The sequence below is a fragment of the Niallia sp. XMNu-256 genome (assembly GCF_036670015.1).
GTDB lineage: Bacteria > Bacillota > Bacilli > Bacillales > Cytobacillaceae > Bacillus_BD.
In genome coordinates this window covers 3449027-3471540 of record NZ_CP137636.1, presented here as the reverse complement: position 1 = coordinate 3471540, position 22514 = coordinate 3449027, and the positions used below count along the sequence as shown (strand labels likewise).

Sequence of the window (22514 nt, the reverse complement as noted above, 5' to 3'; positions counted from 1 at the left end):
ATAGGTTTCTTTATAAAAACCTATGTTGAAAAATGAAGTTTATTATTTGGAACGAATGTGAACTACTGGCAAAAAAAAATGATGTCCTGAAAGACATCATTTAGTTAGGCAGTATATCTAATTTTCTTCGCAATTTTTCCTCACTGAATATCCAGCCAGTATAGGAATTAATAATATTTAACTTAGAATCCAATTGAACAACAGCAACAAATGGATAGTAATCTTTGCTTCGATATCTTAAGTCAATAAAGCGAACTTCATAAGAGTGATCAAATTCATCTACTTCCCAGCGATAAACAGGTGAAAAAGAGAGGAATGCGGACAAATTATTGTCCTTTTTAGCCGCTTCTAATACAGGTGTTTCTGGAATTGCCACTCGGTTAAATTGATCAAGAATTTGCACTTGATTATTTTCCGATCGTCCAACGAAAAATTGTTGGTCGTTCATGACAGCAATTTTCCATTGATGAAATCTTAATGTAGGCGATATAATAATTTCCGTTGCATCCGGAATTAAAATTTTAATCTGTTTGTATACTTTATTTCTTGCGATGAATCGTATGATATAATAAGCAACTAATACTGCATACACCGCGATAAATGTATACCCAGGATCTGCTCCGAATCCCCATAATAATAAACCAACAACATGTAGTCCGAAAATAATCGGATCAAATGTATTAATGACCCCTAATGCCACCCATTTATGGGAGAAGGGCCTTAGTGCTTGCGTTCCGTATGCGTTAAATATATCTACAAACACATGGAGAAACACAGCTAGGAATGTCCATAACCACAAATGCAATAAGTTTGCTTCTGGTAGAAAAGCGTAAACGACACCAGTAATAACAAGAGGCCATAGAATGACTGCGGGAATGGAATGAGTAATCCCACGGTGATTTCTAATATAAACCGCATTATTTTTTAATTTTAAAATAGTGTCAATGTCTGGAGCTTGTGAGCCAACGATAACAGAAATCAATACAGCTGTTGCAGTGGTTGAATCTTGGGCGACAACCGGATCAAGAGTTGCCAGACCACCAAGGGCAAGACCCATAACGACGTGTGTACCAGTGTCCAAAGAAGGACCTCCTTAACGTTGGATTTTCCGAGTGAAATGTCTCATCATTATTTATGACTTTAATAACTAACATTATACTCATGTTTATTATAACAAAAATTCCCATTAATTACTGTATAAAATATGTATTTTTTATGAAAATGTTTGGACGACCATGGAGGGCTTATAATTGGCAAAAGATAGCTTGAAACATCTTAAGTATATAAACAAACAACAATTTAGACATGATTTAATCGGATGGTTCCAAGAAGAACAACGAGATTTACCATGGCGAAAAGATCAAGACCCATACAAAGTGTGGGTTTCTGAAATCATGCTGCAACAAACCCGAGTAGACACGGTGATCCCTTATTTTAATCGCTTTATCGAACAATTCCCTACGATAGAAGCTTTATCTTCTGCTGAAGAAGAAAAAGTGTTAAAAGCTTGGGAAGGTCTTGGGTATTATTCACGAGCACGGAATTTACACAGTGCTGTTAAAGAAGTTCAAGAAAGGTATGGAGGCCAAGTTCCTGATAATCCGAAAGAAATATCTTCCTTAAAAGGGGTAGGACCTTATACGGCTGGTGCGATTTTAAGTATAGCTTATGGAATTCCAGAACCTGCTGTTGATGGGAATGTTATGCGTGTGTTGTCACGGATTCTTTATATTACTGAGGATATCGCCAAAGCGGCCACTCGAAAGACCTTTGAGGAAGCAGTCCGTGAATTAATTTCTCGTGAAAATCCGTCCTTTTTTAACCAGGCTTTAATGGAACTTGGAGCGATTGTTTGTACACCAACTTCTCCATCTTGTTTACTATGCCCTGTTCGGGATCATTGTATTGGTTTTGATGAAGGGGTACAGAACGAGCTACCTGTAAAAACTAAAGGAAAAAAACAACGCGCACAGTTAATGGCTGCTGTTGTGCTAAAAGATAGTCAAGGTCGAACGCTGATTCATAAGCGGGCGGATACAGGTTTGTTAGCAAATCTATGGGAATTTCCTAATATGGAAATCCTGTTACCTTTTGAATCGGAGAAAAAGCAGTTAGAGGAAATGTTACGGACAGAGTATGGAGCCGAGGTAGAGTTTGGAAAGATGGTCGGTGAAATCGATCATGTATTTTCCCATTTAATTTGGAAAATTCATGTGTATGAAGGGGAATTGCTTTCTTTGTTGGAAGAGCGCGATGACTTGAAATTGGTTGATTCTGAGGAAATTAAACAATTTCCATTTCCGGTATCCCATAACAAGATCATGAAAGAATATTACGAAAATGAGATTATAGATTGATCCTGTGGGGAGTTATTCTGTAAAAAATCGGATGACAGAACAGCTTTATAAAGAATGCTAAGACTCAAATTGCTTAATAGAGGTGTAAAAAGGGACTTGATCAAGCTGGTAAAGACCCATAACGGATGAAGACTAGGAATAAAAGGTCTTCATAAGGCATATGAAAACCAAAAGCTGGGGTAAGCCCTGAATAAAAGGTCTTCATAGCTCTGATGAAGACCAAAACTGAGGTAAAACTCAGAATAAAAGGTCTTCAATGCTCTGATGAAGACCAAAACTGGGGGTAAGCCCAGAATAAAAGGTCTTCATAGCTCTGATGAAGACCCAAACTGTGGGTAAGCTCAGAATAAAAGGTCTTCATAGCTCTAATGAAGACCCAAACTGTGGGTAAGCTCAGAATAAAAGGTCTTCATAGCTCTGATGAAGACCACAAACGGGGGTAAGCCCAGAATAAAAGGTCTTCATAGCCCTAATGAAGACCAAAATCCTGTGAAATTAGTTACTAAAGGTCTTCTTTATAATATATCGCCTTCGACCATTGTCGGTCCCTCAAGCAGGCTTGCTTCTGTTGCTTTCAAACCACCACGATTGGTAATTTCTTCAACAATCTCTCTGTAAATCGACTGTCCTTCCACATTTAAATAGGGCAAAGTTTGTTGAAATGAATGGTGAAAATAGGTTAACTCATTGTCTTGCCAATCTGATTTGGCCATCATAGAAAGTTCTGTCATGTCTCTACCGGTATACATGTTTTTTCTTCCTTTCTCTATCATACATAGATTCATCCTTATTTTCCTTAACCTCATTGTCATCTATACATGAAAAAGTTAAAATGAATGGAATTTATCTGGCATAACGGGCAGTAAGACACCCACCTCAAGATTCTGAGTAAAATAAAAGAAGATAGGTGGGGGATCAACTGCCCGTAAAGCTCCGAAAGTTGAACACAGACTAAATACGCCTACGGCAACGTCTGCGTGACCAGCATGCTGCTGGCTTCAACTAACCATCAGTGGGGGAAGAAAGAAAACCCCCACTGATGGAAGTTTCACTTTATAGTAAAGAGGGATTAAATCATGACTCAAAAAGTTGCGCTAGTAACAGGTTCAAGCCGTGGAATTGGCAAAGCGACTGCTCTTTGTTTGGCAAAAGAAGGATACGACGTCGTTATCAACTATGCACGCAGCAAATCAAAAGCACAGGAAACTGCAGCTGAAATCGAAGCACTAGGAAGAAGAGCCTTTATTGTTAAAGCTAATGTTGGAGATGTCGATAAAATTAAACATCTGTTCCAAGAAATAAAGAGAGAGTTTGGCCGATTAGATGTATTTGTTAATAATGCCGCATCAGGGGTTCAACGGCCAATTATGGAACTAGAAGAATCACATTGGGATTGGACGATGAATATTAACAGCAAGGCGCTTTTATTTTGTGCCCAGGAAGCAGCTAAATTAATGGATCAAGGAGGAAAAATTGTCAGCATCAGCTCTCTAGGCTCTATTCGTTATATTGAAAATTACACGGTTGTAGGTGTATCCAAAGCAGCATTGGAAGCTTTAACACGATATTTAGCTGTGGAATTAGCTAGTAAAAATATTGTTGTAAACGCGGTTTCCGGTGGTGTTGTTGACACGGAAGCACTCAAGCATTTTCCAAATCGGAAAGAGCTACTTGCTGAGGCGGCTCAAAATACACCAGCAGGTCGAATGGTCTCGATAGATGATATGGTTAATACGATCATGTTTTTATTATCGGACAAGGCAAGTATGATTCGGGGGCAAACGATAATTGTAGATGGTGGAATTTCATTATTAGTTTAAATAGTTCCAATAAATAAAAATATTTTTGCTAGGATAGTTTTCCGCGAGCTAGGACAAATTAAGTTCGTGGAGGTGATTACAATGGCAAACAGACAAACTCAAACTGGAACTAACATTCAGACAGTAAGACAACAAAACGCTCAATCTGCGGGTGCTGGACAATTCGGAACTGAATTTGCTAGCGAAACAAACGTTCAAGAAGTGAGACGTCAAAACGCTCAATCTGCACGTCAAGGTCAAGTTGGTCAATCTGGACAATTTGGCACTGAATTTGCTAGTGAAACAGATGTTCAAGAAGTAAGACAACAAAACCAACAAGCTGAAGCGAACAAAGCGAAAAACTCTGGTCAATTTGGCGGACAACAACAACAATAACAAGATTCATGGTGAAGGCACTCTTTAATCGGAAGGGTGCCTTCTCTGTGTTTAAAAAGTGATAAAGTTAATGGGAAATAAACTGATTTTAAAAAAAGATTCAATTTCGACAAAAGTTCTTTTTTTTCATCAAAGGAAAGTGAACGAAAGAGGACGAATACATAATAAAGCAATTTTAAAATAAAAATAAATTAATCACATACTTATTGGAGGTTGGGGGAACCTAGCTCCTTTGCGCCAACTTACAAGGCGCCTTTCCTTTTTAACCTCATTCAGCATGTATCCTCCACTTTTAAAAGTAAGTGATGAGTGCAAATTACTCTTCGATTCGGTGGGGGTTCAAACCCAGGCTGAATGAAGTTAAGCCTCCGCGGATGTCTGGGATTTTTTTAGGGGTAATTTATCAGGCTTAACGGGCAGTAAGACCCCCACCTCAAGATTCTGAAAAAAATAAAAGAAGATAGGTGGGGGATCAACTGCCCGTAAAGCTCCGAAAGCTGAACACAGACTAAATACGCCTACGGTAACGTCTGCGTGACCAGCATGCTGCTGGCCTCAACTAACCATCAGTGGGGGATGAAAGAAAACCCCCACTGATGGAAGTTTCACTTTATCGAGCGACCTCGACGACGGACAGGACGTCCTAGTCAGGCGAAGCCACAGGATGTGGCTCCATGAGCGTGATAAAAATCCGGACACAAATTCGACGGGCGAACTTGATCTTATATAGGCGGTGGTATGGTTGCAAGAATTCAATCGTTTAGTGGCAGAACAAATAAGAACAATGGATCGGCTCTTATTTTTGCAGAGTGAATTAGAAAGATGCGAGGAAATTCAGAAACAGCTACAAGAATTACAACAGGCCTCCCAAGCGGAAAATGTCCAACTTGAGATTTTAAAGATGAGAGAAGAATTAAAAGATATTCAACAGAAATTTGAAATCCAGACGGAAGAGGTTATTCGTTCTTACCAGGGAATTGGTGTAACAACTGGATAATCATGAGTTTATTGCTTAATAAGCAACCATTGATAGAATTTCAATGGTTGTTTTGTTTTAAAATTCAGCATAAACCGTTATAATATATAATATCAATAGGAATTGTTCTTTGTTACCTATAATAAGAGGAGTAATTTTTTCACTTCATTCAGAAAGAGTCCCTTTCTTCTATAAAAAAGAAGATGGATGTTAAAGGGTTGATTCGGCGGTATGAAACCTTGTCTGAATAAAGTGGAGCCTGCGGCGGATGCCACGGATTTTTATCGTGCGAGCGCGAGGATTAATCCGGGCGTAAATTCGGCAGGTGAATTCAATTATATACAAACAATGCTTAGGTTGCAAAGTGTCCGGAAACGAAAGTAGGGGAAAAAATGGGCGTACCCATCGAAGGTGAACCAGTACAAATTCATAGCTTTAAACATAATGGGCATATTCATCGCGTTTGGGACGAAACCATGGTGTTAAAGGGAACACAAAATTTAGTAATTGGCGGAAATGACCGCACGGTTGTTACTGAATCAGATGGGAGAACGTGGGTAACGAGAGAACCGGCTATTACTTATTTCCATTCCCAACATTGGTTTAATATTATTGGAATGTTACGTGAAGATGGGATTTACTATTATTGTAATTTGAGTTCGCCATTTATTTATGATGGGGAAGCCATCAAATACATTGATTATGATTTAGACATTAAAGTATTTCCTGACATGACCTTTCATTTACTTGATGAAGATGAGTATGAACGGCATCGAATAGAAATGAATTATCCTGACGTGATTGATTCGATACTAAAAGCCAATGTTGATACCTTAATTCAATGGATTCGTCAGCGAAAAGGTCCTTTTGCAGCAGACTTTATTGATATTTGGTATGAAAGGTACTTAACTTATAGAAGTTAAATGTAGAGAGCAAGTTGTTTCCTTTAAAGAGGCTGTCTCAAAGGTAGAGGTGTCAGGCCGCTGTTAGGCAATATCTGTGTCTAATAAACGCTAGATATTGTAGACGCCAGATGCCTTATGGGACAGCTTCTTTTTATTTGTCGTAAGATCTTTTTAGATATACACTAATATTAGAAACTATGTTAGGTGGGGGGAAACTTGGATAGTATTAAACGTTATCTACATTTTGTTAAACCATACCGCCTCCAAATCATTGTAACCGTCATCATCGGGGTGATCAAATTTGCCATTCCCTTATTGATTCCCTTGTTGATCAAATACGTTTTGGATGACATTATCGACAACGATGCTTTAACTAAAAGCGATAAAATTGATGGATTGGTATGGATCATTTCTATTATGCTTTTTATTTTTGTGGTTTTGCGACCACCGATTGAATATTATCGTCAATATTATGCACAATGGACGTCAAGTAAAATTTTGTACGATATTCGTGATCGACTTTTCACCCATATTCAAAAGCTCAGCTTTAAATTTTACTCTAATACAAAAACAGGCGAAGTGATTTCGCGAGTCATTAATGATGTTGAGCAAACGAAGACCTTTGTTGTAACTGGCTTAATGAATGTCTGGCTTGATTTAGCAACGATCATTATTGCGATTGCGATTATGTTTACGATGGATGTTAAGTTAACTTTTGTCTCGCTTATTTTAATGCCATTTTATATCTTTTCTATTAAGTATTTTTTCGGTAATTTACGAAGTCTAACAAAAAAGCGTTCGCAAGCCTTAGCAGAGGTACAAAGTTATTTACATGAACGGGTTGCTGGAATGCCTGTGATTAAAAGTTTTGCGATTGAAGATTTTGAACAAACTAAGTTTGATGATGTGAATAAGAACTTTTTAACAAAAGCCATTGACCACACAAAATGGAATGCCAAATCCTTTGCGGTCGTCAACACGATTACGGATATAGCTCCGCTTCTAGTGATTGGTGTATCCGGTTATCTAGTATTGCAAGGCGACTTAACCGTTGGTGCAATGGTGGCATTCATTGCTTACATTGACCGCCTATATAATCCATTAAGACGATTGGTAAATTCCTCGACCACATTAACACAGTCCTTTGCCTCGATGGACCGTGTGTTCGAATTTATTGATGTAAAATACGATATTGAAGATAAACCAAATTCGATCGAATGTAAAGATGTGAAGGGTCATATTGTGTTTGACAATGTTGATTTTGCTTACAATGACGGGGACGAAGTTTTGAAAAATGTTAATTTAGATGTGAAAAAAGGGGAGAAAGTCGCGCTAGTCGGAATGAGCGGCGGTGGGAAGTCCTCTCTAGTTAGTTTAATACCAAGGTTCTATGACGTAACCAGTGGTAGAATTTTATTAGATGGAACTGATATTCGCCAATTTAAAGTTCGAACGTTACGAGATAAAATCGGGATGGTTCTCCAAGATAGTATTTTATTTAGTGAATCCGTAAAAGAAAACATACTACTCGGGAACCCAGCGGCAAGTGATGAGGAAGTAATCGCAGCCGCAAAAGCTGCGAATGCCCATGAGTTTATTTTGAATCTCCCTGAGGGCTATGACACGAAAGTGGGGGAGCGAGGTGTAAAGCTTTCTGGCGGACAAAAGCAAAGAATTGCAATTGCCCGAGTCGTTTTGAAAAATCCACCGATCCTTGTCCTTGATGAAGCCACATCTGCCCTAGACTTAGAAAGTGAACATTTAATCCAAGAGGCGCTTGATAAACTTGCAAAAGATCGGACAACCTTTATTGTCGCCCATCGGCTATCTACAATTACACATGCCGACCGCATCGTTCTAATCGAACATGGGGGGATTGTCGAAATGGGAAGCCATGAAGAATTAATGGCTTTAAAAGGCCATTACTATAAATTGTTTCAAGTGCAACAGCTTGAACATTAGAAAAAAGCAACTGGGGAAACTCTCAGTTGCCTTTTATTGTTCCTCCACTATTTCCATCTTACTTTCCTCTTTATGATAAGATTGAAAACTAGTAATCAGTACATCAAGATGTTCGATATATTCATCATAATCGACAATGGCTGAAATAATTTGCATGAGGTGATACTGGTTAAGTCCTTCTATTCCTTCCATTTGCGTTTGATAGGTTAAAAACAGTTCAAAGAGTTCTTTCCGGTTCAATCGAATATCCCCTTCTTCAAACTCGACATGGGGTCTGACTTTGCCAATCAATTTCAGCATCAAATGCTCGTGTTGATGGATCAAAAGGTCGAGCTGCTGTTGGATGATGTTTTGAAAATCACCAGGAAGGTGAGCAATTTCGTTTTCAAAACGGTGAAGTTTTTTAAGGATTTCCAGCGCTTTCTTTAAAGTGGAGATCATTTGTCGATAAATCACTAACTTCCTTGTTTTAACAATGGTTTCTTTTTTTAAGTAGTTCCTTTCCTCTTTATACATGATATATAACTGATCGCTTTTGATTAGCGTGTCTTTTAATTTTTCAATTTCATCTTTCAAAAACTTATGCTCTGAAGCCTTTCGGATGCTCAAGCGAATCCATTTCGTTATCTCGTTTGTCGTTTCTGATAATTGGTGATAAAGCTTTTGTTCATATTTAGGTGGAATAAAGACAAGGTTAACGATAAAGGCTGATAAAACCCCGAGCATAACCGTTAAAAAACGAATAACCGCAAATACGATAAAGCTATCACTCGGTGATTCCATGATGGCAACTAATGTCACCAAGGATAAGCCGATCGCATTTTCCAGTTTTAATTTTAGGTGCAAGGCTAGAACAATGATCGCAGCGAGTCCAATGATAAACACATCATTACCAAATAACAAGACGAAAATCGTTGCAATGAGGGCTCCGATCGTATTCCCTTGAATTTGCTCGACAATCGATAAATAAGACCGATAAATGGTTGGTTGAACTGCAAAAATGGCTGCAATTCCAGCAAAAACAGGTGATGGCAATCCGATGAATTGAGCTAGCAATAAAGATAAAACAATTGCAATTCCTGTTTTTAAAATGCGAGCTCCTAGTTTCATATCGGTTTTGATATCCTTTCTGAACATGATAAAGTTAAGTGCATTTTTCTTTACTTATTAAACCACTTTGTTTAGCGTAAAACAACAACGCTACATATTAGCAGGAAAATTATCGTATCATGGGTAAATGACAACAATAGAAGTGAGTTAAAATTGCGAGCTGATATTTATGAAAAAGTGTTGAAAGCGAGATAATGGGTGGTATTTGGAGCTAATACTAGCAAAAAAGAGTTGAAGTAGAGAAACTTGGTAGTATTCCAGTCAAATATACCTAAATAGTTAAGAAGAGAGGAAACCGTTAGTAATCCCTGTTTAAAAACACAAAAGGGAAGCTATCAAAGCTTCCCTTCCTACTATTATGCTCTCGCAAGCTCCTTAAACGCATGTTCAGCTGCGATAATCGTTGTTTCAATATCCTCTTCTGTATGAGCAATGGTTAAAAACCAGGCTTCATATTTCGAAGGGGCAAGGTTAATGCCTTGGTTTAGCATAAGTTTAAAGAACTTCGCAAACATTTCTCCATCCGTATTTTCAGCCTGTTCATAATTCTCGACCTTTTCATTTGTAAAATAAACGGTTAAAGCGCCTTTTAAGCGATTAACTGTAATTGGAACTCCATGTTTTGCAGCCCCTTGCAGAATCCCTTCTTCCAGTCGAGCGCCTAATCTATCTAAGTATTCATACGTTCCTTCTTGTTTTAAGACTTCAAGACAAGCAATTCCGGCTAACATCGAAGCCGGATTTCCAGCCATCGTTCCAGCTTGATAGGCAGGGCCAAGCGGGGCAACTTCTTCCATAATATCTTTTCTGCCGCCATAAGCGCCGATTGGCAGACCGCCGCCAATAATTTTTCCAAATGCCGTTAAATCAGGAGTCACGCCAAGTAAATCTTGAGCACCTCCGTACATAAAACGGAATGCGGTAATGACCTCATCGTAAATCACTAACGCGCCTGCAGCATGGGCAAGTTCATTTACTTTCTCAAGGAAACCTGGATGTGGTTCAACAATCCCAAAGTTACCTACAATTGGCTCAACCAATACAGCTGCCACTTCATTGCCCCACTTATCAAGCGCCTCTTTAAGCGGTTCAATCGTATTAAAAGGAACGGTGATGACTTCCTGAGCGATGCTCTTTGGAACGCCGGCAGAATCAGGTGTACCAAGTGTAGATGGGCCTGAGCCTGCTGCCACAAGAACAAGATCGGAGTGACCGTGATAACACCCTGCAAATTTGATAATTTTATCCCTTCCAGTATAGGCACGTGCAACCCGAATCGTCGTCATGACAGCCTCAGTCCCTGAATTGACAAAACGCACCTTATCTAAAGCGGGCATGGCTTCTTTTAACATTTTCGCAAACTTCACTTCATGTTCTGTAGGAGTGCCAAATAAAACACCGGTTTCTGCTGCTTTTTTGATGGCATCAACAATATGAGGATGATTAAACCCTGTAATAATCGGTCCATATGCAGACAAATAATCGATGTATTTATTTCCGTCCACATCATAGAAATAAGCACCATCTCCACGTGCCATCACAACCGGAGAACCACCACCGACCGCTTTATAAGAACGTGATGGACTATTTACTCCACCAACGATATGTTCCAATGCTTCATTATGTATTACTTCTGAATTTGTAAACTTCATTCTAAACAACCTCCTCATTTTTCATTTTACCATTAAAAGTATGAAAGGTTGCCTATTAAAATGCGAACGGAGAATCTTATTCTATGATTGTCCCAGTTTCGGGTGGTTGATTTTAGGATGGGTGCATATAGATAGAATATCGAAATACCAATAAATTAAAACGCCAACAAACCATTCTTAATGGAGGTCTTAATCCAGAGGGCAGCAGCCTATGGGAGTTTATTTATCCGTTTTTTTAAAAAACTTTGTGTTTACGCTTTTCGAGAGAAGAGGGGAACCTTTATGTTATATATTACTATTTTTGCTTTTACACTTTACTGCATTGTTATGAGTATCAGAACCATTTTCATCCCAAATGCGATAAAGGGGAAGCTTGTGTCTGTGGAAAACTTTCTATATTTAGCTTTTGTATATATTACCATTCTAATTGGGTTTGGACTGATCTACATTTTACTTGAAACAAAGGGCTATGAAGTGATGGTCGAGGCCTATCCATTGCCAACTGAAAGCTTTTTTGAGCGATTAGAAACCTATATTTATTTTAGTGCAGTTACCCTGTTTTCAGTTGGATATGGCGACATTGCACCTATTGGAGTGGGGAGAATGATCGCCATGATTGAAGCGTTAATTGGTTATACGATTCCAGCAGCGTTTGTTGCCAAGGCCTTTATAGAGAATGAACGTGAGTGAAGTACATTTGGTTTAATGCCTTTGTATTGTGTTTAAGGGGAGAATAAGATAATCTGAAAGGAGACAAGACTACTTGAGGAGGAATGGAATATGTCAACACTTACAGGCCAAACGGCACCTGATATCACATTACCAGCAAGCAACGGAGAAAGTGTGAAACTTTCTGATTTTAAAGGAAAAAATGTAGTTCTATATTTTTATCCAAAAGATATGACACCAGGTTGTACAACGCAGGCATGTGATTTTCGTGATCGACATAATGATTTTTCTGACTTAAATACAGTAATCATCGGTGTTAGCCCGGATCCCATTTCAAAGCATGAGAAATTTATCGAGAAACATCAATTGCCATTTTTGCTATTAGCAGATGAGGAAAAAGAATTAGCGAATGCCTTTGATGTGTGGAAATTAAAGAAAAACTTTGGCAAGGAATATATGGGAATTGAACGGAGTACGTTTATCTTGGATAAAGAGGGCAAGATCGTAAAAGAATGGCGAAAAGTTAGGGTAAAGAACCATATGGATGAAGTATATCAATTCATTCAAGAAAATTTAGTTCAATAATTAGTAAGAATTAAACCTTTTTGTATGAAAAGAGCCATGATACAATGTAGCTGAGTATAGTGGCTCTTTTCTTTGTGCCAACGCCTTTTTTATTGTCTGCTTATTAAATCTTTTGTATGGTGATAACATGAGTGAAAGAAATATTTATATCCTCTTAACAGATACAGGAACATGGTTTTCGCGAATGATTAAGATATATACAAAGGCTCCTTACAATCATGCATCTATTTCTCTAGATGAAAAGTTAGAAGAGATGTATAGCTTTGGCCGAAAAGTTTACTATAACCCATTATCTGCAGGTTTTGTTAAAGAAGGCGTAAATCATGGGGTGTTTTTCTATAAGAAGGATACGAAATGCACGGTTTACAAGCTGGTAGTGAGTGAAACGCAGTATGAAAGGCTGACAAATAATATAGGCCGGTTTAATAGTTTAAAAGATCAATATCGATACAATTTACTTGGGATTATGGCAATCGTAGTGAATAAAAGACTCATTAGAAAAAATGCCTTTACATGCTCGCAATTTGTTGCATCCATGCTAGTAACGAGTGGAATTCATCATTTTGAAAAATATGTTGAATTAGTTACTCCTGAGGATATTACAAAAATAACCCGACTTGAATTAGTTTATGAAGGAAAACTTCGGGATTATTCCTTAGATAAAAATAATGTTTACAAATCACCTTTATTTGATTATAAGCAATACAATGCAAACGTTTAATACTATTCAACGAGGCGAAGTTTAAAATTTATTGAAATTATATGATTATTTTTAAAAAAAGAGTGACATCTGTCCATTCCAATTATCCTGTTTAGAATATGTTATATTAGGGCATACCTCCTCAGAATACATGAACAGGCTGTTAATACAGTCTGTTTTTTTTGTCTTAAAGGCTCTATTCCTGTTGGGAATAAAACTTGTTCAATAATGGGAAGTTATTTACAGAAAAAAAGAAAATGACAATTCGTAAAATAATCGGTATTATATATAGGATTTTGATTAACTTTCATTCAGCCGGTAGAGCAATCTTGATTTCGATTTATCTGTGGTAAAAAGGCAATGAAATACATAAACTATGTTGTGAAGGTAGATATATTGACAATATTATAAAATCAATGTAAACTAATTATAACAATTCTAAATAAATAATACTTATCGAATGATGTGAAGAAGGAAAGAGGTGTATGACGGTGGATCAAAATCTTTTAAAAGATGCCCTTGAAACATTAAAAGAAACAAAAGTACGGATCACTCCACAACGTCATGCGATACTCGAATATTTAATAAACTCAATGTCACACCCAACAGCAGATGATATATATAAGGCATTAGAAGGAAAATTTCCCAACATGAGTGTTGCAACAGTTTATAATAATTTAAGAGTATTTCGTGAGGTTGGGCTTGTTAAAGAATTGACATATGGTGATTCATCAAGTCGGTTTGATTTTGTTACGACACAGCATTACCATGTAATTTGTGAAGGTTGCGGAAAAATTGTAGACTTCCATTATCCAGGTTTGGATGAAGTAGAGCAGTTGGCAAGTCATGTAACTGGATTTAAAATTAGTCATCACCGTATGGAAGTATATGGATCGTGTCCAGAATGTACAAAAAAAGAAGTTCATTAAAAACCGATAGCGATAAGGCTATCGGTTTTTTCGTGTTACCTTTAATTAAGTAACGGTCTTTTTCTGATTATATTTTTCGTCAAATTCTTTTCCTTCTAGATTAGGATCAAGTGTGAGTGGTTCATTGCAATGCATGCATATATCAACACGGCCGAGAATTTTTGTTTGTTTTTCACAGCTGGGACATGATACTCGAACCGCTTTCGTCGAGAGCATTCCAATCCAGAAATAAACCACTGTACTGGCAACAATAAACAGTAAACCGAGTAACATAAAAATGGTCATAGCTATAGGTGAATTCCTGAAAAATATGCCGAAATACATCACGAAGAAACCGGCAAAAATTAAGCTTAGTGCAAATGTGCGGATCTTATTGATTTTGCTTGAATATTTTTTAGCCATCGTCACTCCCCCTAATGCAAACTATATACTATATATTCTAAAAAATAAATCAATTTGTCTGTTAATAAAGGCAATATTAACTGAATTTTTAATTCCCTTTAAAGGAGAAGGAATTTATTATTTTATCGTCGAAAATAGTAGACTAGAGAACAGCTAGATATAGGTATCCTAGCTAAGCAATAAGTTAGTGTATATAGGGGGCTGTATAGTGGAAGATATACTTCGACCGATCTATCAGGAGTGGGCAAGTCAGGTAAACACGTTAGGAGTTTTATTAATTAAAAAAAATGATCAATTCGCCTCGCTTTCTGACACATCCGACGCTATATTACTTATCGTCGTAAAAGAAGCTGAGTATCCGGTTACTGTTAAACATTACACCTATCAAGAGAAGAATGCAGCACTACATACCATTACGAAATTACAATTAAATGAATGGTTACGATCTGGGACGAATCGAAAACTGATCCAATGGCTTGTTAAAGGGAAAGTTTTATTTGATCGAAATGAGTTTATGAGTGATTTAAAAAACACTTTAATGGAATATCCTGCTAATGATCGGAAATTTAAAATGGGTATTGAGTTTAGCAAACTTATTTGCTGCTATATGGATGGAAAAATTTATTTCGAAGATCAACAATATTTAGATGCTTATAGTCATATTGTTCGTTCTTTGCATCATTTAGGTCGATTGTCTTTAATAGATAAAGGCTTGCATCCGGAAATGACGGTATGGAGCCAGGTAAAGCATATCGAGCCCGAAGTTTATCAATTGTATAATGAATTAGTAAATAGTGAGGAAGAACTCGGAAAGCGGCTTGAGCTATTATTCTTAGCTAGTGATTTTCTGATTCATTCTAGGGTCGAAGAAGGAACAAGTTATTTATTTGATGTTTTAAAACGTAAAGACATGTGGACAATTGATGAAGTATTAAAGCATCCTTCCTTAAAATTATATGAGGCTTATTTTGAAACACTTTTTGAATATTTAATTGAAAAACATTATATTGAAGTGGTTCATATAGAGACACAAGAACAAGGGATCTATCAGCGTCATTATAAATTGGCCGAAAAGTTATTGCAGAAAAATAATTAAAAACATTGACCTTTACTAGGTTTCTTGATATATTAATATTTGTCGCTGCGAAACACAGGTTTCGCAGCGACATAAAGGTTTATTTAAAGTAGTGTTGACATACATTATTATATATGATAAATTAATAAAGTCGCTTATAAAAAAAGTTAGATAATTCACGTTTTTTCGTTTTAGGAGTATAATTAAATCATATCTCTTGAAAAAAATATAATGAAATATGTCTTTAAAATTATTATTCCGCAGTAGCTCAGTGGTAGAGCAATCGGCTGTTAACCGATCGGTCGTAGGTTCGAATCCTACCTGCGGAGCCATCAGGAGAGCTGTCCGAGTGGCCGAAGGAGCACGATTGGAAATCGTGTAGGCGGGCAACCGTCTCAAGGGTTCAAATCCCTTGCTCTCCGCCATATACTTAATCTGGCCCGTTGGTCAAGCGGTTAAGACACCGCCCTTTCACGGCGGTAACACGGGTTCGAATCCCGTACGGGTCACCATTATAAAAAGAAGGCCTGCTAAGTAAGCGACGTCTTGTCGCAAGGCATGCACTTGTACATCTTGTACGTCGGAGGATTAGCTCAGCTGGGAGAGCATCTGCCTTACAAGCAGAGGGTCGGCGGTTCGAGCCCGTCATCCTCCACCATTAAAATTTTCGTTAGCGAAAAATATCATCTTTTATTATCGCGGGGTGGAGCAACAAAGCGTTCCTTCATTGAATATACTGCGAGTTGTACCGATCGAGTTGCTTCTTGAATAAGGCTTCTGAGATCGGGACAGTTACTCTATAAGGGCATTGTAAATGTCACTTTAAATATTATTGTCGCGGGGTGGAGCAGTCCGGTAGCTCGTCGGGCTCATAACCCGAAGGTCGCAGGTTCAAATCCTGTCCCCGCAATTTGGTCCGGTAGTTCAGTTGGTTAGAATGCCTGCCTGTCACGCAGGAGGTCGCGGGTTCGAGTCCCGTCCGGACCGCCATTTTTAATAATTAATATATGTGGCTCAGTAGCTCAGTCGGTAGAGCAATGGACTGAAAATCCATGTGTCGGCGGTTCGATTCCGTCCTGAGCCACCTTCTTTTTTGGAGGGGTAGCGAAGTGGCTAAACGCGGCGGACTGTAAATCCGCTCCTTCGGGTTCGGCGGTTCGAATCCGTCCCCCTCCACCATTTTCTTTAGGGGTATAGTTTAACGGTAGAACAGAGGTCTCCAAAACCTCCAGTGTGGGTTCGATTCCTACTACCCCTGTCACACTCTATGGCGGTTGTGGCGAAGTGGTTAACGCATCGGATTGTGGTTCCGACATTCGTGGGTTCAATTCCCATCAGCCGCCCCATTCACAAATCTTAAACAATAGCATATATTATTAGTGGGCTATAGCCAAGTGGTAAGGCAACGGACTTTGACTCCGTCATTCGTAGGTTCGAATCCTGCTAGCCCAGCCATATAGATAATTTAATTTCAATACTCTGCATAATTTACTTAAACTCTCATATAAATTTAGTATATAGAAAAATATAACGATACCAAGTCCTACTGCGGAAGTAGTTCAGTGGTAGAAGATTGACCGACTCGAAGAGTCTCAATCTGCAATAAAAGCGGAGGCTTTTGGCGCACACGACCTCAGAATAACTTCAGAAAATAATTACTAATTCCCCCTGCGGAAGTAGTTCAGTGGTAGAACACCACCTTGCCAAGGTGGGGGTCGCGGGTTCGAATCCCGTCTTCCGCTCCATTAATTTATACGGCGGCATAGCCAAGTGGTAAGGCCAAGGTCTGCAAAACCTTTATTCACCGGTTCAAATCCGGTTGCCGCCTCCATAATGATTTTTATTTTTTTACATATAGATGTGCCGGGGTGGCGGAACTGGCAGACGCACAGGACTTAAAATCCTGCGGTAGGTGACTACCGTACCGGTTCGATTCCGGTTCTCGGCATCATATAATTAAGCGGATATGCCGGTGTGGCGGAATTGGCAGACGCGCACGACTCAAAATCGTGTTCCTCACGGAGTGTCGGTTCGATCCCGACCACCGGTACTATAAAAAAACACTCACAAATTATTTTGTGAGTGTTTTTTTATGTGGGTGTTCCAACATGGTGAACTTCAGAGCCATAGAGACATGAGAGGTTGGGAGTTAATCACTCCGACCTCTCACCCTTTTATCTCAAATTCACAATCTCCAAAAAACAAACATGTTCAAGTTCAACATCTACTTGCCCGTTTTGGGTCTCCATTTGCAGTTTTCCTTCTTCCACCTTGGTTAATACTCCAGATCGTAACGATGGATGCTCACTCGTTTTTACGTTAATATCTTTACCTAAGTAAAGATGCAGCATTTTATAGAGTGGGAGACCAAAAAATAAATTTACTAATTCAGGCTTTTTCGCTACAAATTCTCCGAAGTTTAGGGTCAGCTCTCTTCTAGTTGAACAGTCAGCATGGAGAAAATGGGGTTCGTGCATTCTAATATGTTCACATTCTTCACTTAAGATCGATAGGAGCTTATCAAACAAAATAAATACAAAACTTCCAGTTTGGTTAATTTGTATGAAGTTGCTCCCAGCCGTTGCTAGTATTCCGTCTTTCAGTAAAAGCTGAGTTTTGGATTTCTCACCATTGTTAAATTTAGCGTGTGTATCATCTGATTCGATTGGTCCACATCTTACTTTGGCTTTTACATGTGCCCCTTTAAGCTTAAGAAAGTGTAACTGGAGTTGACGTCTATTATTTGGATCGCTATCTGTACCTAGTGATAGGAGCAGATGGTTGGCTGCTTCAATCCAATGTTGTAAATGTTCCAGTTGCTCTTGGTTTAGCCGGCTGTTTGGCGATGTGTAGCGTGGTGTCGAAATAGACTCTTGACATTTAAAGGGAGAGCAGAAATAATTGTCTGTACAATGCGCGCAAGAATGTCTATGGCCCCCCTTTTTTGCAGTATTTTTATGCTTTTTTTTCGTATAGGTATATCTTTTTTTGTTCTTTTTACTCATTCGGATCCCCTCCATTCACATGAAAGGTTGAATGGGATTTTAGAGGAGCGATTAAGTGGTTACTTTTTTCAAGAACCCTCATAATTCCCCACATCCCTAATTCGATATCCCAGCGAATATTTCCAGACCGGTACATATAGTCACCCGGTTTGTTAAATAGGCTGCCCGCACCATGGATTAAGAAGAAATCATCATTACTGCCTGAAATATTTTGACCTTTAACCGATATTAGGGAAGAATTGATATCATTTTGACTCCGCATCCATCGATGTCCATGGAGGGCAAATGCATGGGCTCTTGGTTTGTCAGCAGGTGTTATAAATCTTATGGTTACAGGGTCACCAGCATGTGCTAAAAAGATTGGAGTGCTTGGGTCTCCATGTTTAATTGAACTAAATACAGAATAAACTTCCTCAATATTGTCAATCCGATGGCTGAATCGTTCATTCCGATAGTTAAAGGCTCTAGACCCTTGTTCCTCAGGATCAGGTAATCCATCCTCATCCATACTTGAAAAGAGAGGTCGAGGATCAATGATGAGTTTGCCATCCTTATCGAGCAGCCTTATTCCGTCATGCATCATTAAGGCAAATTCTCTAAACTCTGGTAAAATCGGATTGGAGATAATGATCTGGTTCCCAGCTATTTTTAAAGGATCTCTGTTTAGTGTATTTAAATATTTAGATCCTCGGGGTTCAGAGATTAATAGACCAAAAGCTCCATGATGACGATGATTTCGAATATCAGCCATATCCCAAAGGTTTGCAGATCCGAAGTCCTGATCGATATACCAGCGATAAGTTATGCTCTCACCGGGTCCCACCGTTTGATCAAGGTTGAATCCAACTGTTGCCCCGTCAGAGTATCTAACATCGTAAGCTGCTAATTGAGTATGAAGTGAAATTCGCTTTGATGGTGGGAATGGTGCATCAACAGGTACGAAAGGATAACCATGTTCTTTATCGTGATAGAAGTGCCCTGTTAATCTATTGGTTAAAGTGATTTCTACATAATCCCCATGGTTAGCACGAATGATCAAAGGCTCGGGGTTTAATTTTCCAGATATAATATCAGCTACGTCTTTTTTATGGGCAAATACAATGCCATAAGGATCATGATCCTTGTATTTGTTATAAAAAATTTTCCCATCAAGGGCCACAATATCAAATTTTTGAACCTTTCCATGATGTGGGAGAATGATATCCGGTACCTTCGCCATTGGTGGTTTCTTTCCAGTTGGTTTCGGTAAGGGTTCTTTTCTTTTTTCAGGTGGCTGTCGATCTAATAATGGAATTAAATGTTTTACTCTTTTTTCATAACTGCGAAGGATTCCCCAATTGCCAAGCCAAATATCATCGACAGTACCAAAATGATAGAGCATATCAAAATCACCTTCACCCTCAATGTCAAATTCAAAGGTAAAGGATTCTGCAATCGCGATATGTTGATGTTGATCGATTTCTGAATCTAAATCCGGACGTTCCCGACGCCAACGTTGTCGGTGCAAGTTAAAGCTGTGTGAATCTTCATGTGCCCCTTGGAGCAGGCGGATTCGAACAGGATCGCCATTATAAGTTTCTAAAAGTGGTGTAACGGGATCTCCATGTATCCATGAGCTGAATACATAGGCAGGATCATGGTCAGGTTCTTTTAAACGGTATTGAATGGGTTCATTTCGGTAATTAATTCCAATAACACCTGGGTCATCATGGGATCCTGGAAATGGTGGTGGATTTAACGGACAGCCATCTTTATCAAACAACAAGGCAAAGTCATGAACAAATAAAGTAAATTCACGGTAATCTGGTATTAATGGATTAACGATTGTAGCTTGAGTACCAGATTTTAATTTTTTGCCTGTTCGAGAATCTAAGAACTCAGACCCCCTCGGTTGAATATTGATACTGGCAAACACACCATGCTGCTGATGTTCATTGGCAAATAAATGATCATGCCAAAAGGTGGCTTTTAATTCAACGTCTGCAAACCATTGGTATTGAATCGTTTCACCTGGAAGGACGCTTGCATCATAATTCCAGCCTACATTTGAACCGTCTGAGACAAGTGGATCAAATTTAACAAAGTGTACATGCATGCCTGCTTCATAAGTTCGGTTAACTAATTGAAAAGCATTTCCTCCAATGGTCTCAGGTAACTTATTGGTAAATTTAAAGCGGATGACTTCTCCTGCATTCGCACGGAGTACAAGGGGCTCAGGCTTTTTCCTGCCTGAACATACAGCTTCTTCATCCTCAGCCAATACATATAGACGTCCTTCTGGATCATGCCACCCATGCTCGTTATAGACAATGGGCATTTGGATAAGGACAACATGAAATTCCCGTTCCGGAGTCACGCCAGGAGTTGCAGGATTAACAAACACAGCACCAGGTCGTGCATTTGGCGCAAAATGATTTCTTTCAATTTCTGTGGCTTCTCTACCGCCAATAATTGCCAAAGGTGGACGGGGTGCCTTTTTGCCAGGAATTCCGGGAATAAAGTTAGGATAACCTGGACGCTCAAGTGTTGGTTTTGGCGGCAATGGTCTTCCAGGCAAAGGTTTCAGTGCCTTAATTTGAACCCCATTTGGGTAACATTGGCTTCCATCCTGGAGGGTATCAAAATTCCGTTGGATTCCCCACATCCCTTCATGAAAATGTGGATAAAGGTGACAGTGAATAACAGAATCACCGAAGGCCCCTTGTAAACTTCCTGCACCATAAGCGGGAGTAACTGTAAATTGGGTTTGTGGAGAAATGGCCTGCACATCAAGAATTTCAGAATCTTGGTCCGTAGGCTCAAACAGCCATTGATGAACATGGTAATGGAACGAGTGGGTCTCTTTAACCCCTGCATTAATCAGGCGAATTTTAATGGGATCTCCTACATAGGTGCGTAAAATAGGTGTGTCTGGATCCCCAAAAACCCATGAGTCGTGATGAACTTCTTCTCCTGCGCAGTCAGGGCATACAACTCCTTCGTGGATAAGCTTCATTCTGTTTCGCATGGGGTCCGCACGATAATTGATAAGATGGGTTGCTTCTGGTTGGAGAGTATGAGGATTAATAGGGGGGTTCCCAGTTAAATCATCAACTTCCATTTCATCATGGAAAAACCAACCAAATTCTCTAAAAGACGGAAGCAATGGGTTGTGAATATCCGCGAAATTTCCACTATTTATTGGTTTGCCGGTTATAGGATCTGTCCACCAGGATCCTCTTGGTTCAACAAATAAGGCACCAAAGAGTCCATGTACATGTGATCCTGCTTCACTTGATAACGTATTTCCCATATCTGAAAAGAAGTGAATCCCTTCATGATCTACATGCCATTTGTACATGATTGTTTTACCAGGTTGTACAGTTGTGTTCGGATTATATCCTACAAAAGCACCGTCCGAACGAAGAACATCGTATTCAGCATCTTGAATATGCATCGATGTTGGAAAACGTAATTGATTTTCAAATAAGACTTCAATCGTATCTCCCACATTTGCCCGAATAACTAATGGTTCCACTAAATCGACAGGTGTATAGGGATTGAGTTCTACCTTTCTTTTAATCATGCTTTCATTTTCTTTTAATACATAAATCATTCCATTAGGATCGTGATCGCCAAATCGGTTTACAACAATCCTGATGGGAATAGCAACAATATGAAATCTTCTAATCATATTTACCATCCCTTATGTCTGGAATTGGTTTACCATCTCGTTCAATATAAAAAACTTCAATTTCATCGATATGAATACGAAAAGTTTCGCCATCTAATTCGTTAATATTGGTTACTTCACCTTCAATGACAAGATAGTCACTTTCAACTTTTTTAATTTTTCCAATGACTAAAAAGGGATAAGGAGCAATTAAAATCAGTGCTCTATTTTTTTTGTTCTGTTGAAAAGTTTGACTTACTACAGCCCTGCGAATCGCATGAATATTTGTTCCTTCCATTCCAAACTGTTCGGCTAAAGCTTTCATCTCAGAAGAGTTCAT

The 22514-nt window shown here is 38.8% G+C and carries 19 protein-coding genes and 15 tRNA genes; 26 read left to right on the top strand and 8 right to left on the bottom strand.

The window, feature by feature from the left end:
* Positions 1-100: 100 nt before the first annotated feature.
* Positions 101-1081 (bottom strand): metal-dependent hydrolase, encoded by a 981-nt coding sequence (locus tag R4Z10_RS17645; RefSeq protein WP_338470585.1) that lies wholly within the window; start codon positions 1079-1081, stop codon positions 101-103.
* 169 nt (positions 1082-1250) lie between these two features.
* Between R4Z10_RS17645 and mutY the strand changes: the two genes are divergently transcribed.
* A complete protein-coding gene (mutY, locus tag R4Z10_RS17640) occupies positions 1251-2357 on the top strand; it encodes an A/G-specific adenine glycosylase (RefSeq protein ID WP_338470584.1) in 1107 nt (368 codons plus the stop codon).
* Between the two features lie 515 nt (positions 2358-2872).
* Here the strand turns inward: mutY and R4Z10_RS17635 are convergent.
* Positions 2873-3106, bottom strand: coding sequence for a hypothetical protein (locus R4Z10_RS17635; protein WP_338470583.1), 234 nt, complete (start codon positions 3104-3106; stop codon positions 2873-2875).
* Positions 3107-3433: 327 nt separating this feature from the next.
* On the opposite strand from R4Z10_RS17635, the gene fabL reads away from it, so the two are divergent.
* From fabL to R4Z10_RS17610, 5 genes are all read left to right on the top strand, one after another.
* Positions 3434-4177: an enoyl-[acyl-carrier-protein] reductase FabL gene (gene fabL / locus R4Z10_RS17630; RefSeq protein WP_338470582.1), complete on the top strand. Its 744-nt coding sequence runs from the start codon at positions 3434-3436 to the stop codon at positions 4175-4177.
* A gap of 81 nt (positions 4178-4258) precedes the next feature.
* The gene (locus R4Z10_RS17625; RefSeq protein ID WP_338470581.1) at positions 4259-4552 is read left to right on the top strand and encodes a gamma-type small acid-soluble spore protein; all 294 of its coding nucleotides are present in this window, start codon (positions 4259-4261) and stop codon (positions 4550-4552) included.
* A 742-nt stretch (positions 4553-5294) separates the two neighbouring features.
* Positions 5295-5549: a YgaB family protein gene (locus R4Z10_RS17620; RefSeq protein WP_338473272.1), complete on the top strand. Its 255-nt coding sequence runs from the start codon at positions 5295-5297 to the stop codon at positions 5547-5549.
* Between the two features lie 371 nt (positions 5550-5920).
* Positions 5921-6451, top strand: a complete 531-nt coding sequence (locus tag R4Z10_RS17615; protein ID WP_338470580.1) for a DUF402 domain-containing protein — start codon at positions 5921-5923, stop codon at positions 6449-6451.
* 198 nt (positions 6452-6649) lie between these two features.
* Complete coding sequence (locus R4Z10_RS17610; protein ID WP_338470579.1) at positions 6650-8395, top strand: ABC transporter ATP-binding protein; 1746 nt, start codon at positions 6650-6652, stop codon at positions 8393-8395.
* A 33-nt stretch (positions 8396-8428) separates the two neighbouring features.
* On the opposite strand, the gene R4Z10_RS17605 is transcribed toward R4Z10_RS17610, so the two are convergent.
* Together R4Z10_RS17605 and R4Z10_RS17600 are read right to left on the bottom strand one after the other, a co-directional pair.
* A complete protein-coding gene (locus R4Z10_RS17605) occupies positions 8429-9505 on the bottom strand; it encodes an aromatic acid exporter family protein (protein ID WP_338473271.1) in 1077 nt (358 codons plus the stop codon).
* Positions 9506-9861: 356 nt separating this feature from the next.
* Positions 9862-11157, bottom strand: a complete 1296-nt coding sequence (locus R4Z10_RS17600) for a glutamate-1-semialdehyde 2,1-aminomutase (protein ID WP_338470578.1) — start codon at positions 11155-11157, stop codon at positions 9862-9864.
* A 282-nt stretch (positions 11158-11439) separates the two neighbouring features.
* Here R4Z10_RS17600 and R4Z10_RS17595 point away from each other — a divergent pair, with 282 nt between their 5' ends.
* The 4 genes from R4Z10_RS17595 to perR all read left to right on the top strand — a co-directional run bounded on the left by R4Z10_RS17595 (position 11440) and on the right by perR (position 14040).
* Positions 11440-11847, top strand: coding sequence for an ion channel (locus R4Z10_RS17595; protein WP_338470577.1), 408 nt, complete (start codon positions 11440-11442; stop codon positions 11845-11847).
* Between the two features lie 90 nt (positions 11848-11937).
* A complete protein-coding gene (gene bcp, locus R4Z10_RS17590) occupies positions 11938-12411 on the top strand; it encodes a thioredoxin-dependent thiol peroxidase (protein WP_338470576.1) in 474 nt (157 codons plus the stop codon).
* A gap of 127 nt (positions 12412-12538) precedes the next feature.
* Entirely contained in the window at positions 12539-13132 is a 594-nt protein-coding gene (locus R4Z10_RS17585; RefSeq protein WP_338470575.1) for a hypothetical protein, read from the top strand.
* A gap of 470 nt (positions 13133-13602) precedes the next feature.
* Entirely contained in the window at positions 13603-14040 is a 438-nt protein-coding gene (gene perR / locus R4Z10_RS17580) for a peroxide-responsive transcriptional repressor PerR (RefSeq protein ID WP_338470574.1), read from the top strand.
* 45 nt (positions 14041-14085) lie between these two features.
* Here the strand turns inward: perR and R4Z10_RS17575 are convergent, their stop codons facing one another.
* Complete coding sequence (locus tag R4Z10_RS17575) at positions 14086-14442, bottom strand: YgzB family protein (RefSeq protein WP_338470573.1); 357 nt, start codon at positions 14440-14442, stop codon at positions 14086-14088.
* 208 nt (positions 14443-14650) lie between these two features.
* On the opposite strand from R4Z10_RS17575, the gene R4Z10_RS17570 reads away from it, so the two are divergent.
* The 16 genes from R4Z10_RS17570 (at position 14651) to R4Z10_RS17495 (ending at position 17567) form a co-directional block, all read left to right on the top strand.
* Positions 14651-15538 carry a nucleotidyltransferase-like protein gene (locus R4Z10_RS17570; protein WP_338470572.1) on the top strand — a complete coding sequence of 296 codons (888 nt, stop codon included), beginning with the start codon at positions 14651-14653 and terminating at the stop codon, positions 15536-15538.
* A 236-nt stretch (positions 15539-15774) separates the two neighbouring features.
* Positions 15775-15849, top strand: a tRNA-Asn gene (locus R4Z10_RS17565).
* Positions 15850-15852: 3 nt separating this feature from the next.
* Positions 15853-15942, top strand: a tRNA-Ser gene (locus tag R4Z10_RS17560).
* 12 nt (positions 15943-15954) lie between these two features.
* Positions 15955-16029: transfer RNA gene (locus tag R4Z10_RS17555), tRNA-Glu, on the top strand.
* 70 nt (positions 16030-16099) lie between these two features.
* Positions 16100-16175: transfer RNA gene (locus tag R4Z10_RS17550), tRNA-Val, on the top strand.
* Positions 16176-16353: 178 nt separating this feature from the next.
* Positions 16354-16427: transfer RNA gene (locus tag R4Z10_RS17545), tRNA-Met, on the top strand.
* A 3-nt stretch (positions 16428-16430) separates the two neighbouring features.
* Positions 16431-16507, top strand: a tRNA-Asp gene (locus R4Z10_RS17540).
* 21 nt (positions 16508-16528) lie between these two features.
* Positions 16529-16601 (top strand) — tRNA-Phe (locus R4Z10_RS17535).
* An 11-nt stretch (positions 16602-16612) separates the two neighbouring features.
* Positions 16613-16696, top strand: a tRNA-Tyr gene (locus R4Z10_RS17530).
* Positions 16697-16704: 8 nt separating this feature from the next.
* Positions 16705-16775, top strand: a tRNA-Trp gene (locus R4Z10_RS17525).
* Positions 16776-16787: 12 nt separating this feature from the next.
* A tRNA-His gene (locus R4Z10_RS17520) sits at positions 16788-16863 on the top strand.
* 34 nt (positions 16864-16897) lie between these two features.
* Positions 16898-16972: transfer RNA gene (locus R4Z10_RS17515), tRNA-Gln, on the top strand.
* 215 nt (positions 16973-17187) lie between these two features.
* Positions 17188-17262 (top strand) — tRNA-Gly (locus R4Z10_RS17510).
* 11 nt (positions 17263-17273) lie between these two features.
* Positions 17274-17348 (top strand) — tRNA-Cys (locus tag R4Z10_RS17505).
* 31 nt (positions 17349-17379) lie between these two features.
* Positions 17380-17465: transfer RNA gene (locus R4Z10_RS17500), tRNA-Leu, on the top strand.
* Between the two features lie 20 nt (positions 17466-17485).
* Positions 17486-17567 (top strand) — tRNA-Leu (locus R4Z10_RS17495).
* A gap of 124 nt (positions 17568-17691) precedes the next feature.
* On the opposite strand, the gene R4Z10_RS17490 is transcribed toward R4Z10_RS17495, so the two are convergent.
* The 3 genes from R4Z10_RS17490 to R4Z10_RS17480 are packed head-to-tail and all read right to left on the bottom strand — an operon-like array spanning position 17692 to position 22514.
* The gene (locus R4Z10_RS17490) at positions 17692-18522 is read right to left on the bottom strand and encodes a hypothetical protein (RefSeq protein ID WP_338470571.1); all 831 of its coding nucleotides are present in this window, start codon (positions 18520-18522) and stop codon (positions 17692-17694) included.
* The gene (locus R4Z10_RS17485; RefSeq protein ID WP_338470570.1) at positions 18515-22195 is read right to left on the bottom strand and encodes a multicopper oxidase domain-containing protein; all 3681 of its coding nucleotides are present in this window, start codon (positions 22193-22195) and stop codon (positions 18515-18517) included. Before R4Z10_RS17485 ends, R4Z10_RS17490 begins: the two co-directional genes overlap by 8 nt.
* Positions 22188-22514, bottom strand: coding sequence for a hypothetical protein (locus R4Z10_RS17480; RefSeq protein ID WP_338470569.1), 327 nt, complete (start codon positions 22512-22514; stop codon positions 22188-22190). Before R4Z10_RS17480 ends, R4Z10_RS17485 begins: the two co-directional genes overlap by 8 nt.

Excerpts from the sequence above, each read along its gene's own strand:
- R4Z10_RS17635 (WP_338470583.1), bottom strand. The coding sequence starts at position 3,106 with ATGTATACCGGTAGAGACATGACAGAACTTTCTATGATGGCCAAATCA.
- fabL (WP_338470582.1), top strand. The coding sequence starts at position 3,434 with ATGACTCAAAAAGTTGCGCTAGTAACAGGTTCAAGCCGTGGAATTGGC.
- R4Z10_RS17625 (WP_338470581.1), top strand. The coding sequence starts at position 4,259 with ATGGCAAACAGACAAACTCAAACTGGAACTAACATTCAGACAGTAAGA.
- R4Z10_RS17615 (WP_338470580.1), top strand. The coding sequence starts at position 5,921 with ATGGGCGTACCCATCGAAGGTGAACCAGTACAAATTCATAGCTTTAAA.
- R4Z10_RS17605 (WP_338473271.1), bottom strand. The coding sequence starts at position 9,505 with ATGAAACTAGGAGCTCGCATTTTAAAAACAGGAATTGCAATTGTTTTA.
- R4Z10_RS17600 (WP_338470578.1), bottom strand. The coding sequence starts at position 11,157 with ATGAAGTTTACAAATTCAGAAGTAATACATAATGAAGCATTGGAACAT.
- R4Z10_RS17595 (WP_338470577.1), top strand. The coding sequence starts at position 11,440 with ATGTTATATATTACTATTTTTGCTTTTACACTTTACTGCATTGTTATG.
- bcp (WP_338470576.1), top strand. The coding sequence starts at position 11,938 with ATGTCAACACTTACAGGCCAAACGGCACCTGATATCACATTACCAGCA.
- R4Z10_RS17585 (WP_338470575.1), top strand. The coding sequence starts at position 12,539 with ATGAGTGAAAGAAATATTTATATCCTCTTAACAGATACAGGAACATGG.
- R4Z10_RS17575 (WP_338470573.1), bottom strand. The coding sequence starts at position 14,442 with ATGGCTAAAAAATATTCAAGCAAAATCAATAAGATCCGCACATTTGCA.
- R4Z10_RS17490 (WP_338470571.1), bottom strand. The coding sequence starts at position 18,522 with ATGAGTAAAAAGAACAAAAAAAGATATACCTATACGAAAAAAAAGCAT.
- R4Z10_RS17485 (WP_338470570.1), bottom strand. The coding sequence starts at position 22,195 with ATGATTAGAAGATTTCATATTGTTGCTATTCCCATCAGGATTGTTGTA.
- R4Z10_RS17480 (WP_338470569.1), bottom strand. The coding sequence starts at position 22,514 with ATGAACTCTTCTGAGATGAAAGCTTTAGCCGAACAGTTTGGAATGGAA.